This window comes from Trinickia soli (assembly GCF_002879855.1).
Classification (GTDB): Bacteria; Pseudomonadota; Gammaproteobacteria; order Burkholderiales; family Burkholderiaceae; genus Trinickia; species Trinickia soli.
Genome location: NZ_PNYB01000005.1, coordinates 83,734 through 98,979, shown reverse-complemented (window position 1 = coordinate 98,979; position 15,246 = coordinate 83,734). Strand labels below are relative to the sequence as shown.

13 protein-coding genes are annotated in these 15,246 nt (G+C 61.8%); 7 read left to right on the top strand and 6 right to left on the bottom strand.

What is annotated here, in order from left to right; genetic code table 11:
- Positions 1-98: 98 nt before the first annotated feature.
- The 3 genes from istB (C0Z19_RS07715) to C0Z19_RS07705 all read right to left on the bottom strand — a co-directional run bounded on the left by istB (C0Z19_RS07715) (position 99) and on the right by C0Z19_RS07705 (position 2,380).
- A complete protein-coding gene (istB, locus tag C0Z19_RS07715; protein WP_102609213.1) occupies positions 99-887 on the bottom strand; it encodes an IS21-like element helper ATPase IstB in 789 nt (262 codons plus the stop codon).
- The gene (gene istA, locus C0Z19_RS07710) at positions 884-1,900 is read right to left on the bottom strand and encodes an IS21 family transposase (RefSeq protein ID WP_102609355.1); all 1,017 of its coding nucleotides are present in this window, start codon (positions 1,898-1,900) and stop codon (positions 884-886) included. Before istA (C0Z19_RS07710) ends, istB (C0Z19_RS07715) begins: the two co-directional genes overlap by 4 nt.
- A gap of 99 nt (positions 1,901-1,999) precedes the next feature.
- Positions 2,000-2,380, bottom strand: a complete 381-nt coding sequence (locus C0Z19_RS07705; protein WP_102609212.1) for a helix-turn-helix domain-containing protein — start codon at positions 2,378-2,380, stop codon at positions 2,000-2,002.
- A 123-nt stretch (positions 2,381-2,503) separates the two neighbouring features.
- Here C0Z19_RS07705 and C0Z19_RS07700 point away from each other — a divergent pair, with 123 nt between their 5' ends.
- The 6 genes from C0Z19_RS07700 (at position 2,504) to C0Z19_RS28450 (ending at position 9,444) form a co-directional block, all read left to right on the top strand.
- Complete coding sequence (locus C0Z19_RS07700) at positions 2,504-5,578, top strand: CHC2 zinc finger domain-containing protein (RefSeq protein WP_102609211.1); 3,075 nt, start codon at positions 2,504-2,506, stop codon at positions 5,576-5,578.
- Between the two features lie 2 nt (positions 5,579-5,580).
- Entirely contained in the window at positions 5,581-6,657 is a 1,077-nt protein-coding gene (gene xerC, locus C0Z19_RS07695; protein WP_102609210.1) for a site-specific tyrosine recombinase XerC, read from the top strand.
- 59 nt (positions 6,658-6,716) lie between these two features.
- Positions 6,717-7,148 (top strand): DUF29 domain-containing protein, encoded by a 432-nt coding sequence (locus tag C0Z19_RS07690; RefSeq protein ID WP_102609354.1) that lies wholly within the window; start codon positions 6,717-6,719, stop codon positions 7,146-7,148.
- A 389-nt stretch (positions 7,149-7,537) separates the two neighbouring features.
- Positions 7,538-8,473, top strand: a complete 936-nt coding sequence (locus tag C0Z19_RS07685) for a hypothetical protein (RefSeq protein WP_146012014.1) — start codon at positions 7,538-7,540, stop codon at positions 8,471-8,473.
- Entirely contained in the window at positions 8,470-8,829 is a 360-nt protein-coding gene (locus C0Z19_RS07680; RefSeq protein WP_102609214.1) for a hypothetical protein, read from the top strand. Before C0Z19_RS07685 ends, C0Z19_RS07680 begins: the two co-directional genes overlap by 4 nt.
- A gap of 57 nt (positions 8,830-8,886) precedes the next feature.
- Entirely contained in the window at positions 8,887-9,444 is a 558-nt protein-coding gene (locus C0Z19_RS28450; RefSeq protein WP_175084012.1) for a hypothetical protein, read from the top strand.
- A gap of 321 nt (positions 9,445-9,765) precedes the next feature.
- Here C0Z19_RS28450 and istB (C0Z19_RS07670) read toward each other — a convergent pair whose 3' ends face one another.
- From istB (C0Z19_RS07670) to C0Z19_RS07660, 3 genes are all read right to left on the bottom strand, one after another.
- Positions 9,766-10,554, bottom strand: coding sequence for an IS21-like element helper ATPase IstB (gene istB, locus C0Z19_RS07670; RefSeq protein WP_102609213.1), 789 nt, complete (start codon positions 10,552-10,554; stop codon positions 9,766-9,768).
- Complete coding sequence (gene istA, locus C0Z19_RS07665) at positions 10,551-11,567, bottom strand: IS21 family transposase (protein WP_102609355.1); 1,017 nt, start codon at positions 11,565-11,567, stop codon at positions 10,551-10,553. Before istA (C0Z19_RS07665) ends, istB (C0Z19_RS07670) begins: the two co-directional genes overlap by 4 nt.
- A gap of 99 nt (positions 11,568-11,666) precedes the next feature.
- Positions 11,667-12,047 carry a helix-turn-helix domain-containing protein gene (locus tag C0Z19_RS07660; protein ID WP_102609212.1) on the bottom strand — a complete coding sequence of 127 codons (381 nt, stop codon included), beginning with the start codon at positions 12,045-12,047 and terminating at the stop codon, positions 11,667-11,669.
- A 123-nt stretch (positions 12,048-12,170) separates the two neighbouring features.
- On the opposite strand from C0Z19_RS07660, the gene C0Z19_RS07655 reads away from it, so the two are divergent.
- A complete protein-coding gene (locus C0Z19_RS07655) occupies positions 12,171-15,245 on the top strand; it encodes a CHC2 zinc finger domain-containing protein (RefSeq protein ID WP_102609211.1) in 3,075 nt (1,024 codons plus the stop codon).
- Position 15,246: the final 1 nt, after the last annotated feature.

Here is a 15,246-nt window from a genome sequence, read left to right as displayed (position 1 = left end):
TGCATGGGGCAGCTAAATCGAGATGTGTCAACGCCGATTTAAATCTGACCCACTTTCCGGCGAATCGCCGAAGTAAAACTGACCCACCCGGGCCCTTATCACGCGGCGGCCTTCGCGCCCGCCCGCGTGCTCGTTTGCCCAGCTTTGCGCTTGTCTTTCAAGCGGTAGCTCTCGCCGCTGATTTGCACGATGTGCGCGTGATGCAACAGCCTGTCGAGCATCGCTGCCGTCAGCGTCTGGTCGTCGGCGAACGCCGAGGCCCATTGCGTAAATGGCAAGTTGCTCGTCAACACGATGGCGCCGCGCTCGTAGCGCTTGGCAACGACGTTGAAGAACAAGTCCGCTTCCTCGCGCCCGAACGGCAAATAGCCGATTTCGTCAATCACGAGCAGTCTCGGCCCGACAACCGCTCGATTGAAGAACTCCTTCAGTCGATTCTGCTGCCGCGCCGTCGCCAGTTGCATCATCAGGTCGGCGGCCGTGATGAACCGCGTCTTGATGCCCGCCTGCGTCGCGCGATAGGCAAGCGCACTTGCAACATGCGTCTTGCCAACGCCGCTGGGCCCGAGCAGCACCACGTTCTCGGCGCGCTCGATGAACGCCAAGCTGGCTAACTCTTGAATCTGCGCTCGCGGTGCGCCGCTGGCGAAGGCGAAGTCGTATTGCTCCAATGTCTTGATGCTCGGCAACGACGCGAGCTTCGTGAGCGTCTGCCGCTTACGTTCTTCGCGCGCATCGAATTCCGCCTGCAGCAGTTGCTCCAGGAAGTCGGCCAAGCTTGCATCGCGCGTTGCCGCGTGCTGTGCGAGCGAGCCCCAATCGCGGGCCATACAGTCGAGCTTGAGCTGCGTGCATAGACCAGCTATGCGTTCATGCTGCAAATTCATGCGACCACCTCCAGCAGCGCGTCGTACACCGCCAGCGGATGTTGCAGGCTCTCGCGCGGCAACACACGGCGTGGCCGAGGCGCCGCCGGCAAGGGTGCCATGTTTGTTGCTGGCAGCGGCAACAACGCTGCGTGTTCGAGCCTGAGCCTGGCTGCCGGTCGCTCGCGTGTCGTCGCATGCACGCGCACGTTGGCGACTTCTGTGAGCCACCGCCCGACATGTGCGTTCGCGGCGTCGACGTCCAACGTCAGCCCCGATTGCTTGAGGGTGGCAGCGAGCGGCACGACGAAACTCTCCTTCAAATAGCGGTTAAAACGTTCGACCTTGCCCTTGGTCTTGGCTCGATAGGGACGGCATACCTTCGGCGTGAAGCCGTACGTTTCCGCCAGTGCGAGCAACTGCGTATTCCATCGGTGCTGCCCTTCGCCGAATGCATCGCGCTCGACAATCACCGACTTCGCGTTATCGAACAACACTTGCTCCGGCGTGCCACCGAAGTGGAAGAACGCTTCGCGAAGGCACTCGCACAGCGTCGTCGCATCCTCGCCGGCGGTGAAGCGCACGAAGCTCGCACGGCTGTAACCCAGTGTCGCCACCAACGCCAGCAGCGGTGAGCGACCCCGGCGAATGACCGTAAAGTCAGCCTGCATCTGCTTGCCCGGCGCCGTCTCGAAGCGAACTACTGGCTCGGCGGCAGCGTGCTTGTGCGGAGCTAGAAACGCCTTCAACTGACTGATGCCGCCTTCGTACCCGACGTCGCGCAGTTCCCGAAGCAGCACCGTCGCCGGAATCCAGTGCGGACGAGCCGCCGCCACGCGTTCGAGTACATAGCTCTTAAACGGCTCGAGCTTCGTCGCACGCGGCTCGCGCTGATTGTAGTGCGCGGCCTGCTCGTCGCGCAGATAGCGACGCGCCGTATTGCGCGAGATGCCCAGCTGCCTCGCTATCTCCCGCACACCCATCCCACGTCTTGCCAACACCTTGATTTCCACTGCTTGCTCCTGACTCAGCATCGGCGGCAAAAAACCGCCATCTTGCATCCCCGAGGTGGGTCAGGTTTACTTCGGCGAGGTGGGTCATTTTTACATCGGCGCTAACAGAGATGCGCTCGATTAGCCCTGAGCGAGCACGGTATCGAGCAGGTCGGAGGCGAGCTTCTGCTTGGAGCGAGGCAAGCGACTGATCTGCTCGACTTGACGTTGCAGTCGAGAAACCGGGCCGGGCTTGTGCGGAAGAGCGGCCGACTCGCCGATGAGCTCGGTCACGCTGACCTTGAGCTCCGTGGCGAGCGCGAGCAACGTGGGAACGGGCAGACGCAGCCGACCGCCCTCGTAATGCGCGAGGGTCTGCTGTGCAATGCCGAGCTGCTCGGCCAGCTGCACTTGGGTCAGTCCGCGGGCCTTGCGCGCCTGTGCGATGCGCGCGCCCATCTCCTTGAAAAGCTGCTCGTCCTTGGTCTTCACGCCGGTAATTAGCGAGGTGATGAGAGCCATGACGATAACCCTGGTTTCGGAAAGCAGGCTTGACAATACTCGTAAACAGAGTACTCTGCAACGCAGTTTTTTTACTCTAACCCTCTTGACAGGTTTTTAGCGGAGGTCGGGAAAACGATGCCGATGGCGATCGCGAAGGAAGAGCTGGAGCGGCTCAAGAGCGAGGTGTCGCTCAAGCGGCTGATCGAAGGCCAGGGGCACGACCTGATGCGCCGGGGCAAGGATTGGGTGATGCGCTGCCCGTTCCATGACGACGTGTCGCCAAGCCTGGTGGTGACGGAATCGAAGAACCTGTACCACTGCTTCGGGTGTGGCGCGGCCGGCTCGGTGCTCGATTGGGTGATGAAAACGCAAGGGGTGTCGTTGCCGCACGCGGTGCAGTTGCTCAAGCAAGATGCGCCGCTCGATGGGATGCGGGTGGGTTTGGTGAAGACGCAAGCGCAGCCGTTGCCGTCGGTGGTCGAGCCGGAGGCCGATGATCAGGTGCTGCTTGCGCGGGTGGTGAGCTACTACCACGCGACGCTGAAGGAGAGTCCGCAAGGGCAGGCGTATTTGACGGAGCGAGGCTTGATGCATCCAGAGCTGATCGATCGGTTCAAGCTCGGGCATGCGAATTCGACGCTGGCCTACCAGCTCCCGAAAAAATACACCGTTGCGGGCAAGGCGGTGCGCGAGCAGTTGCAGCGGGTGGGGGTGACGCGCTCGACGGGCTTCGAGCACTTGGGCGGGTGCATCGTGGTGCCGATCCTCGGTGAGGACGAGGACGATCGCGGGCGAGTGTGGCAACTGTACGGACGGCGCACGGCGGATGCGAAGCTGGGCCGCAACGATGTGAGGCACTTGTACCTTGGCGCGCCGCTGCGCGGGGTGTGGAATGCATCGGCGCTGGTGGCGCACAAGGAAATCATCGTGTGCGAGGCGCTGATCGACGCGATGACGTTCTGGTGCGTGGGCTATCGCAACGTGATCGCGGCGTATGGGGTCAATGGGTTCACCGAGGATCATTGGGCTGCGCTTAAGCGCCACGGCACGCGTCGGGTGCTGATCGCGTATGACCGTGACGACGCCGGCAATGCTGCGGCTGAGAAGCTGGCGCTGCAGTTGCTGGAGGCGGGCATCGAGTGCTTCCGCGTGCTGTTCCCGAAGGGGATGGATGCGAACGAGTACGCGCGCAAGGTACAGCCTGCGCAAAAAGGCCTGGGCGTGTTGCTGCAGCAATCCGAGTGGCTGGGCAAGGGCAAGCGGCCCGGCGTGGCGATGCCTGTGCATCATGAGCCTGAGTTTGCGGCTAAAGAAGAAGTGGTATCGAGCGAGCCGATCCTGTCGGCATCGCCGGCGCCGGCCACGCCCGAGGTGGAGCCGACGCCGGAACCGAGTCCGAGCGCTCCTTCTTTAGCCGCTACAACCGAGCCTGATGAGCCGCTGTCGCCTGTGCCGGCGACGACGCTGGCGCAGCCGATCGACGAGCCGACGGCAACCGAGGGCGCCGCAGGCGAGTTGCTGCTGAGCTTCGGCGATCGGCATTGGCGTGTGCGCGGTTGGCAAAAGAACCTCGGCCCGGACCAGATGCGCGTGAACGTGCAGGTGAGAAGCGAGGCGGGCTATCACGTCGATACGTTGGACGTGTACAGCGCCAAGCAGCGCGCGGCGTTCATCAAGATGGCTGCAGCTGAGCTCGGCACGCAGGACGATACGGTCAAGCGTGACCTTGGGCGAGTACTGCTCAAGCTCGAGACGTTGCAAGACGAGGCGATCACGGCAGCGCTGGCGCCGAAGGATGCGGCACCGCCGATCGACGAGGCGCAGCAGCGCGCGGCGCTGGAGTTGCTGAAAGCGCCGAACTTGGTCGAGCGGATCGTGGAGGACATGGAGCGCTGCGGGATCGTGGGCGAATCGACGAATCTGCTGGCCGGCTATCTTGCGGCGGTATCGCGCAAGCTCGATGCGCCGCTGGCGATCCTGATCCAGTCGACGAGCGCGGCCGGTAAAAGCTCGCTGATGGATGCGGTGCTGAACCTGATGCCCGACGAAGAGCGGATCCAGTACAGCGCGATGACAGGGCAGAGCCTGTTCTACCTGGGCGAGACGGACTTGCAGCACAAGATTCTGGCGATCGCAGAGGAAGAGGGCGTGCGGCAGGCCGCATACGCCTTGAAGCTCTTGCAAAGCGACGGCGAACTCACGATCGCCTCGACGGGCAAGGACGAGACGACGGGAAACTTGGTGACCAAGCAATACCGCGTTAAGGGCCCGGTGATGCTGATGCTGACGACGACGGCGATCGACATCGACGAGGAACTGCTGAATCGGTGCTTGGTGCTGACGATCAACGAGACGCGCGAGCAGACGCGAGCGATCCATGCGCGCCAGCGAGCGGCGCAGACGCTTGAGGGGCTGCTGGCCGAGGCGGACCGCGAAGCGATCACGACGTTGCACCGCAACGCACAGAGGTTGCTCAAGCCGATACACGTGGTCAATCCGTACGCGCATCGACTGACGTTCCTCGATGACAAGACGAGAACGCGGCGCGACCATGTGAAATACCTGACGCTGATCCGCTCGATTGCGCTGTTGCACCAGCATCAGCGCGAGGTGAAGCGCGTCGAGCATCGAGGCCAGAGCATCGAATACATCGAGGTGATGTGCGAGGACATTGCGCTGGCGAACCGCATCGCGCATGACGTGCTGGGCCGCACGCTCGATGAGCTGCCGCCGCAGACGCGGCGGTTGCTGACGTTGCTGGTGGATTGGGTCAAACAGGAATGCGAGGCCCGAGACGAGACACGCGAGGCGTTGCGCTTTACACGTCGCGAGGTACGCACGGCGACGCGTTGGGGCGATACGCAGCTGAAAATCCATCTGTCGCGCCTGGTCGAGCTTGAGTACGTGATTGCGCACCGTGGACGCAACGGCGTGTTCGAATACGAGTTGCTGTACAGCGCCGAGGACGATGGTAAGCCGCACCTGTGCGGGTTGATCGACCCGACTGCGCTTACAGACGACGGCACGCGGTCGGGGTTAAGCGATGATCGGTCGGGGTCTGGTCGGGCCGTGGTCGGTGGGAGGTTGGATGCGGCTGAGAGGCCGAAAAGCCTTACTGAACAAGGCGAGGCGGCCGATCCGGTCGGGCCAGTGCGAAGTGCGGTTAACCACGAAGGCGGCCTCCTCTCTTTAGCCGCGGTTGCCCAGCTGTCCTAACGATGCCGAACCTTGGGAGGCGAGAGCCGTATCCGCCGATCGGGCCGGCGCACGATCCGCTGAGCTTGTATCGGCAGATGATGGACTTCCTGATGTGGCTGGAGGAGCGCAACACGTCGCGGCATACGCTCAAGCATTGGGAACTGTATCTGCGGTACTTCGTGAGCTGGTGCGACGAGCGAGGCCTGACGCGGCCGGCGGAGGTGACAAGGCCGATCCTTGAGCGCTATCAACGACACCTGTTCCTGAAGCGCAAGAAGAACGGCGCGCCGCTGTCGGCGACGACGCAGGCGTCCCGCGTGACACCGATTCGGAAGTGGTTCCGGTGGCTCACGCGTAATAACCGGGTCTTGTACAACCCGGCGGCCGATCTGGATCTGCCGAAGGTGGAGGAGCGCTTACCGAAGCACGTGCTGACGATCGAGGAGGTCGAGCGGGTCTTGAGCCTACCCGACACGACGACGGCGCTGGGCGTGCGCGATCGAGCGATGCTGGAGACGCTGTACAGCACGGGGATACGGCGCATGGAGATCATCGGACTACAGCAGCGCGACGTCGATTACGATCGCGGCACGCTAATGGTCCGACAGGGTAAGGGCAAGAAAGATCGGATGATTCCGATCGGCGATCGGGCGCTGGCGTGGGTGGCCCGGTACCGCGACGAGGTGCGGCCTGAGTTGGCGATCGCGAGCGATGACGGCACGCTGTTCCTGACGGTAACGGGCCAGGCGTTCTCGGATAACCGGATGACGCAGATGGTGCGTAACCACGTGCGAGCGGCGGGGCTGGGCAACATCGGCAGTTGCCACTTGTTCCGGCATGCGATGGCCACGCAGATGCTGGAAAACGGGGCGGACGTTCGGTTCATCCAGGCGATGCTGGGGCACGCGGACATCAAGACGACGCAGGTGTACACGCGGGTGAGTATCCGGGCGCTGAAGGATATCCATTCGGCGACGCATCCGGCGCGGCTCACGCGTGCGACACTGAAACCGGAGGATGAGCCGTCGGCGACGGTGGCCGACTTGCTGGATGCACTGGACGCCGAGGCGCAAGCCGAGGGCGAAACGGAGGAATAGGTGAACTTACGGGAGTGGTTAAAATGGCGCCATGCGTGACTGAGCTTAGGGGCCGAAAAATGGGAACGAGCTACGAGAAGGACGTGGTGGCATGGGCCAACGAACAGGCTGCGTTGTTGCGCGCGGGCAAGTTCTCGGCGCTGGACATCGAACACATCGCGGAGGAAATCGAGGACGTGGGTAAGAGCGAACAACGCGAACTGATCAGCCGCATGGCCGTGCTGCTGGCGCATCTGCTCAAGTGGCAGTTCCAGTCCGCGCGGCGGGGCGCAAGTTGGCAAAGAACTATCAAGGCTCAACGGCTGGACGTTGCTTACCTTCTGGACGAGGCTCCCAGCCTGAAACCGAAGCTAGCCGATGCCGAGTGGATGCGCGTTGTATGGGCAAAGGCTCTCGCACAGGCAGTCAGCGAAACTGGACTCGATGTGTTCCCCGAAACCTGCCCGTGGTCCATGGAGCAGGTGTTGGATGAAGAGTTTATGCCGGACTGATTGGAGGTCTCGGGGCAGTCGTCCTGGGGCGTCCGAAATCTGCAAGCCAGCCTTCGGGCTGGCTTTTTAACGTCCGTGAGCATGTATGGCGGGCGCCTCCTTCTTAGCCGCGCTTGTGCGGCATCTCTATCCCTTCTTACTATCCCGACGGGCCGATACAATCGGCCCGTCGGCGTTTGTGCGTCATCGTTCTTTAACTTGCTTCGCCCGCGCGTCGGTGGGCCGCAAAACCGCGTCTGGGCAAAAAATCCCCCTGGCCGAACCGTGTCTAGGCGAAGACGGGCTGCAAAGCCAAGCTGCGTCTAGGTTTGCGGGCGTTGCAGACGAAGGTTGCCTCGGGTGTTGGATATGGGGCAATTGGGGGGGCGGCTAGTGCGGCGTTTACATCAATGGTTCCCGATCCGACCGATAACAATGGCAATCGAATTCCATGGTCTCAAGGGCAAATAGCCGCATTGGCCGGAGCATCTACGATTATTGGTGGACTCGCGGCAGGGTTGGCAGGGCAGAATGCCGAGGCCGGAGCATTGGCGGCACAAAACGAGACGTTGAACAATCGCGTGCTGCATCCTCAGGAGCAAACGCTTGCCCAACAGCTTGCCGATAAGAGTGGAGGTCGCTATACGACACAGCAGATTGAAGATCAGATGGCCCAGATGAACATGACACAAAACGGGCAAGCGTTCGATGGAGGCGTACGCGTTGCGACGGGCGACCAACCCGCTGACGGTACGAACTGGCAAATGTACGGTACCAACCAGGCGGGTCAGCAGGTATGGGCGCAGGCTCTTTCATCCGGTGATGCGGGCATTCAAGGCTTCATTGTGCAAAACGCGAACGCAATGAGCGGCACGACTGGTATGACGTACCAAGCGACAACAAACGCATACACGCAATTTGGGGCAAGTGTTTCCGGCACGCTGATGCTCCCATTTGTCGCGGGAGGCGGGGGCTGGAATGTTGGCCTGTCCACGGATGGGACGCTCAGCAATACTGCGTTCTACGTTCAGGCTCAAGCCAATGGGATGGCCGGCGCGGGCTTCTTCGCGGGAGTTGGCGGAAGCGTCGGGATCAGTCATTCCAATGGGCAGATTCTTTCTGGGACGAGTACGTCGGGATATGCGGAGATGGACGCTGGTTTCGGAGCTGCGGGTAGCGCGAACGCTGCCATTAACGATGATGGGACAATCGGAGGCATCGGTGGAGCGGCCCCGGCGAAGGTGTTCCCGGGTGTTGGCTTTGGCGCGGGAGTTGGGGCGGGGCTGTCAAAGACAACGACGTACGTCTCGCCCTCGTTGGGCGATCTTTTGGGCGGGAAGAAATGACTGACAAACTGGTGTCAATCGCGCGCACAGGTGTTCTATACGCTGTTGAATTCGTGATTTTTTACGGGCTTGCATTTGCTTTCGTCTACATGGTGGACGCTCGAAGAGCCGCATTCTTCGCGGGTCTTTCGTCTTTTTTTGTCTTTTGCGCTTGTCTTGTGGGTCGCCCTCCCGCACCGCACCTGCTAATGAATCTCTTTGTACGACCCATGGTGCTGTTGATGTTCGTCGTTGTCGTTGGCTTCGGGGTCTTGGGGGCTGGGCAACCCGACTTCTCGATTGTCGCACCTGGTTTCGCGTTAGTTCTACTTGGTGCAGCGTTTGCGGAGCGACTCGAAAAGTCGCGGCGGAAATAACAATGCAAATTCAAGCGTTGCGGTAGTGGGGCGATTGGGGGAGCGGCTGGGGCGCTGATGAATCCGATCATTGATCCGACGGGGAACATTCCGGCGCCGCTTGAGGCGGCCATCACGAGTATGACCGGTGGTGTGCTTGCGGGGCTCGCTGGAGCAAATCCGCTGGGTGCGATGACGGCTGCGCAGAACGAGACGCTGAACAATTGGGCCGCTCACATTGGGTTGTCCGGTAGCGTAACTTTCCACGGGCTTGCCTATACGGGCGGGGTTGGCCTTGCAACAGACGACAAGGGAAATCTCGGCTGGTACACAGCGTTCAATCAAAATAAGGTCCCTGGCGTAGGGTTCGGAGGACCTGGTTCAGTTGGGATCAGCGTGGGATCGTATCCTGGTGCAAATACGATCATGGATCTAGGCGGTCCGTTCAACACGGCAAGTTTCGGAGTCGGATTAGGGCCGTACGCAGGTTTTGATGTGTATCAGGATCCAACGAAGTCGCCCTGGAATCCATCTAGCTACGGAGGTGGCTTTACGTTTGGTCTCGGGCTTGGAGGTGGCGGATCTGTGACCCGCCCCAGTACAACCGTTCACCCGTTTGGAAGCGTGAAAAATTGATGCGTAGGCAAGAATTGAAACCGCTGATCTACTGGGTATCAGCTGCCATTGCGGCTGCCGGCTTAATTTATAACGTCGAAACCTACAATCGAGACGTTTTAACTGCCCCACATTCGCCCAATTTGACGACGGGAAACGTGGTCCCGTATAACAATCACGGGACGACCGTGTATTTGACCAAGAGGCAGGCATTGGTACAGCAGTGGGGGCCCCTTGCGTGGATCGTGGAGTGGGTGCAAACACCTAGCTGTCAACGCCGATTTAAATCTGACCCACTTTCCGGCGAATCGCCGAAGTAAAACTGACCCACCCGGGCCCTTATCACGCGGCGGCCTTCGCGCCCGCCCGCGTGCTCGTTTGCCCAGCTTTGCGCTTGTCTTTCAAGCGGTAGCTCTCGCCGCTGATTTGCACGATGTGCGCGTGATGCAACAGCCTGTCGAGCATCGCTGCCGTCAGCGTCTGGTCGTCGGCGAACGCCGAGGCCCATTGCGTAAATGGCAAGTTGCTCGTCAACACGATGGCGCCGCGCTCGTAGCGCTTGGCAACGACGTTGAAGAACAAGTCCGCTTCCTCGCGCCCGAACGGCAAATAGCCGATTTCGTCAATCACGAGCAGTCTCGGCCCGACAACCGCTCGATTGAAGAACTCCTTCAGTCGATTCTGCTGCCGCGCCGTCGCCAGTTGCATCATCAGGTCGGCGGCCGTGATGAACCGCGTCTTGATGCCCGCCTGCGTCGCGCGATAGGCAAGCGCACTTGCAACATGCGTCTTGCCAACGCCGCTGGGCCCGAGCAGCACCACGTTCTCGGCGCGCTCGATGAACGCCAAGCTGGCTAACTCTTGAATCTGCGCTCGCGGTGCGCCGCTGGCGAAGGCGAAGTCGTATTGCTCCAATGTCTTGATGCTCGGCAACGACGCGAGCTTCGTGAGCGTCTGCCGCTTACGTTCTTCGCGCGCATCGAATTCCGCCTGCAGCAGTTGCTCCAGGAAGTCGGCCAAGCTTGCATCGCGCGTTGCCGCGTGCTGTGCGAGCGAGCCCCAATCGCGGGCCATACAGTCGAGCTTGAGCTGCGTGCATAGACCAGCAATGCGTTCATGCTGCAAATTCATGCGACCACCTCCAGCAGCGCGTCGTACACCGCCAGCGGATGTTGCAGGCTCTCGCGCGGCAACACACGGCGTGGCCGAGGCGCCGCCGGCAAGGGTGCCATGTTTGTTGCTGGCAGCGGCAACAACGCTGCGTGTTCGAGCCTGAGCCTGGCTGCCGGTCGCTCGCGTGTCGTCGCATGCACGCGCACGTTGGCGACTTCTGTGAGCCACCGCCCGACATGTGCGTTCGCGGCGTCGACGTCCAACGTCAGCCCCGATTGCTTGAGGGTGGCAGCGAGCGGCACGACGAAACTCTCCTTCAAATAGCGGTTAAAACGTTCGACCTTGCCCTTGGTCTTGGCTCGATAGGGACGGCATACCTTCGGCGTGAAGCCGTACGTTTCCGCCAGTGCGAGCAACTGCGTATTCCATCGGTGCTGCCCTTCGCCGAATGCATCGCGCTCGACAATCACCGACTTCGCGTTATCGAACAACACTTGCTCCGGCGTGCCACCGAAGTGGAAGAACGCTTCGCGAAGGCACTCGCACAGCGTCGTCGCATCCTCGCCGGCGGTGAAGCGCACGAAGCTCGCACGGCTGTAACCCAGTGTCGCCACCAACGCCAGCAGCGGTGAGCGACCCCGGCGAATGACCGTAAAGTCAGCCTGCATCTGCTTGCCCGGCGCCGTCTCGAAGCGAACTACTGGCTCGGCGGCAGCGTGCTTGTGCGGAGCTAGAAACGCCTTCAACTGACTGATGCCGCCTTCGTACCCGACGTCGCGCAGTTCCCGAAGCAGCACCGTCGCCGGAATCCAGTGCGGACGAGCCGCCGCCACGCGTTCGAGTACATAGCTCTTAAACGGCTCGAGCTTCGTCGCACGCGGCTCGCGCTGATTGTAGTGCGCGGCCTGCTCGTCGCGCAGATAGCGACGCGCCGTATTGCGCGAGATGCCCAGCTGCCTCGCTATCTCCCGCACACCCATCCCACGTCTTGCCAACACCTTGATTTCCACTGCTTGCTCCTGACTCAGCATCGGCGGCAAAAAACCGCCATCTTGCATCCCCGAGGTGGGTCAGGTTTACTTCGGCGAGGTGGGTCATTTTTACATCGGCGCTAACAGAGATGCGCTCGATTAGCCCTGAGCGAGCACGGTATCGAGCAGGTCGGAGGCGAGCTTCTGCTTGGAGCGAGGCAAGCGACTGATCTGCTCGACTTGACGTTGCAGTCGAGAAACCGGGCCGGGCTTGTGCGGAAGAGCGGCCGACTCGCCGATGAGCTCGGTCACGCTGACCTTGAGCTCCGTGGCGAGCGCGAGCAACGTGGGAACGGGCAGACGCAGCCGACCGCCCTCGTAATGCGCGAGGGTCTGCTGTGCAATGCCGAGCTGCTCGGCCAGCTGCACTTGGGTCAGTCCGCGGGCCTTGCGCGCCTGTGCGATGCGCGCGCCCATCTCCTTGAAAAGCTGCTCGTCCTTGGTCTTCACGCCGGTAATTAGCGAGGTGATGAGAGCCATGACGATAACCCTGGTTTCGGAAAGCAGGCTTGACAATACTCGTAAACAGAGTACTCTGCAACGCAGTTTTTTTACTCTAACCCTCTTGACAGGTTTTTAGCGGAGGTCGGGAAAACGATGCCGATGGCGATCGCGAAGGAAGAGCTGGAGCGGCTCAAGAGCGAGGTGTCGCTCAAGCGGCTGATCGAAGGCCAGGGGCACGACCTGATGCGCCGGGGCAAGGATTGGGTGATGCGCTGCCCGTTCCATGACGACGTGTCGCCAAGCCTGGTGGTGACGGAATCGAAGAACCTGTACCACTGCTTCGGGTGTGGCGCGGCCGGCTCGGTGCTCGATTGGGTGATGAAAACGCAAGGGGTGTCGTTGCCGCACGCGGTGCAGTTGCTCAAGCAAGATGCGCCGCTCGATGGGATGCGGGTGGGTTTGGTGAAGACGCAAGCGCAGCCGTTGCCGTCGGTGGTCGAGCCGGAGGCCGATGATCAGGTGCTGCTTGCGCGGGTGGTGAGCTACTACCACGCGACGCTGAAGGAGAGTCCGCAAGGGCAGGCGTATTTGACGGAGCGAGGCTTGATGCATCCAGAGCTGATCGATCGGTTCAAGCTCGGGCATGCGAATTCGACGCTGGCCTACCAGCTCCCGAAAAAATACACCGTTGCGGGCAAGGCGGTGCGCGAGCAGTTGCAGCGGGTGGGGGTGACGCGCTCGACGGGCTTCGAGCACTTGGGCGGGTGCATCGTGGTGCCGATCCTCGGTGAGGACGAGGACGATCGCGGGCGAGTGTGGCAACTGTACGGACGGCGCACGGCGGATGCGAAGCTGGGCCGCAACGATGTGAGGCACTTGTACCTTGGCGCGCCGCTGCGCGGGGTGTGGAATGCATCGGCGCTGGTGGCGCACAAGGAAATCATCGTGTGCGAGGCGCTGATCGACGCGATGACGTTCTGGTGCGTGGGCTATCGCAACGTGATCGCGGCGTATGGGGTCAATGGGTTCACCGAGGATCATTGGGCTGCGCTTAAGCGCCACGGCACGCGTCGGGTGCTGATCGCGTATGACCGTGACGACGCCGGCAATGCTGCGGCTGAGAAGCTGGCGCTGCAGTTGCTGGAGGCGGGCATCGAGTGCTTCCGCGTGCTGTTCCCGAAGGGGATGGATGCGAACGAGTACGCGCGCAAGGTACAGCCTGCGCAAAAAGGCCTGGGCGTGTTGCTGCAGCAATCCGAGTGGCTGGGCAAGGGCAAGCGGCCCGGCGTGGCGATGCCTGTGCATCATGAGCCTGAGTTTGCGGCTAAAGAAGAAGTGGTATCGAGCGAGCCGATCCTGTCGGCATCGCCGGCGCCGGCCACGCCCGAGGTGGAGCCGACGCCGGAACCGAGTCCGAGCGCTCCTTCTTTAGCCGCTACAACCGAGCCTGATGAGCCGCTGTCGCCTGTGCCGGCGACGACGCTGGCGCAGCCGATCGACGAGCCGACGGCAACCGAGGGCGCCGCAGGCGAGTTGCTGCTGAGCTTCGGCGATCGGCATTGGCGTGTGCGCGGTTGGCAAAAGAACCTCGGCCCGGACCAGATGCGCGTGAACGTGCAGGTGAGAAGCGAGGCGGGCTATCACGTCGATACGTTGGACGTGTACAGCGCCAAGCAGCGCGCGGCGTTCATCAAGATGGCTGCAGCTGAGCTCGGCACGCAGGACGATACGGTCAAGCGTGACCTTGGGCGAGTACTGCTCAAGCTCGAGACGTTGCAAGACGAGGCGATCACGGCAGCGCTGGCGCCGAAGGATGCGGCACCGCCGATCGACGAGGCGCAGCAGCGCGCGGCGCTGGAGTTGCTGAAAGCGCCGAACTTGGTCGAGCGGATCGTGGAGGACATGGAGCGCTGCGGGATCGTGGGCGAATCGACGAATCTGCTGGCCGGCTATCTTGCGGCGGTATCGCGCAAGCTCGATGCGCCGCTGGCGATCCTGATCCAGTCGACGAGCGCGGCCGGTAAAAGCTCGCTGATGGATGCGGTGCTGAACCTGATGCCCGACGAAGAGCGGATCCAGTACAGCGCGATGACAGGGCAGAGCCTGTTCTACCTGGGCGAGACGGACTTGCAGCACAAGATTCTGGCGATCGCAGAGGAAGAGGGCGTGCGGCAGGCCGCATACGCCTTGAAGCTCTTGCAAAGCGACGGCGAACTCACGATCGCCTCGACGGGCAAGGACGAGACGACGGGAAACTTGGTGACCAAGCAATACCGCGTTAAGGGCCCGGTGATGCTGATGCTGACGACGACGGCGATCGACATCGACGAGGAACTGCTGAATCGGTGCTTGGTGCTGACGATCAACGAGACGCGCGAGCAGACGCGAGCGATCCATGCGCGCCAGCGAGCGGCGCAGACGCTTGAGGGGCTGCTGGCCGAGGCGGACCGCGAAGCGATCACGACGTTGCACCGCAACGCACAGAGGTTGCTCAAGCCGATACACGTGGTCAATCCGTACGCGCATCGACTGACGTTCCTCGATGACAAGACGAGAACGCGGCGCGACCATGTGAAATACCTGACGCTGATCCGCTCGATTGCGCTGTTGCACCAGCATCAGCGCGAGGTGAAGCGCGTCGAGCATCGAGGCCAGAGCATCGAATACATCGAGGTGATGTGCGAGGACATTGCGCTGGCGAACCGCATCGCGCATGACGTGCTGGGCCGCACGCTCGATGAGCTGCCGCCGCAGACGCGGCGGTTGCTGACGTTGCTGGTGGATTGGGTCAAACAGGAATGCGAGGCCCGAGACGAGACACGCGAGGCGTTGCGCTTTACACGTCGCGAGGTACGCACGGCGACGCGTTGGGGCGATACGCAGCTGAAAATCCATCTGTCGCGCCTGGTCGAGCTTGAGTACGTGATTGCGCACCGTGGACGCAACGGCGTGTTCGAATACGAGTTGCTGTACAGCGCCGAGGACGATGGTAAGCCGCACCTGTGCGGGTTGATCGACCCGACTGCGCTTACAGACGACGGCACGCGGTCGGGGTTAAGCGATGATCGGTCGGGGTCTGGTCGGGCCGTGGTCGGTGGGAGGTTGGATGCGGCTGAGAGGCCGAAAAGCCTTACTGAACAAGGCGAGGCGGCCGATCCGGTCGGGCCAGTGCGAAGTGCGGTTAACCACGAAGGCGGCCTCCTCTCTTTAGCCGCGGTTGCCCAGCTGTCCTAAC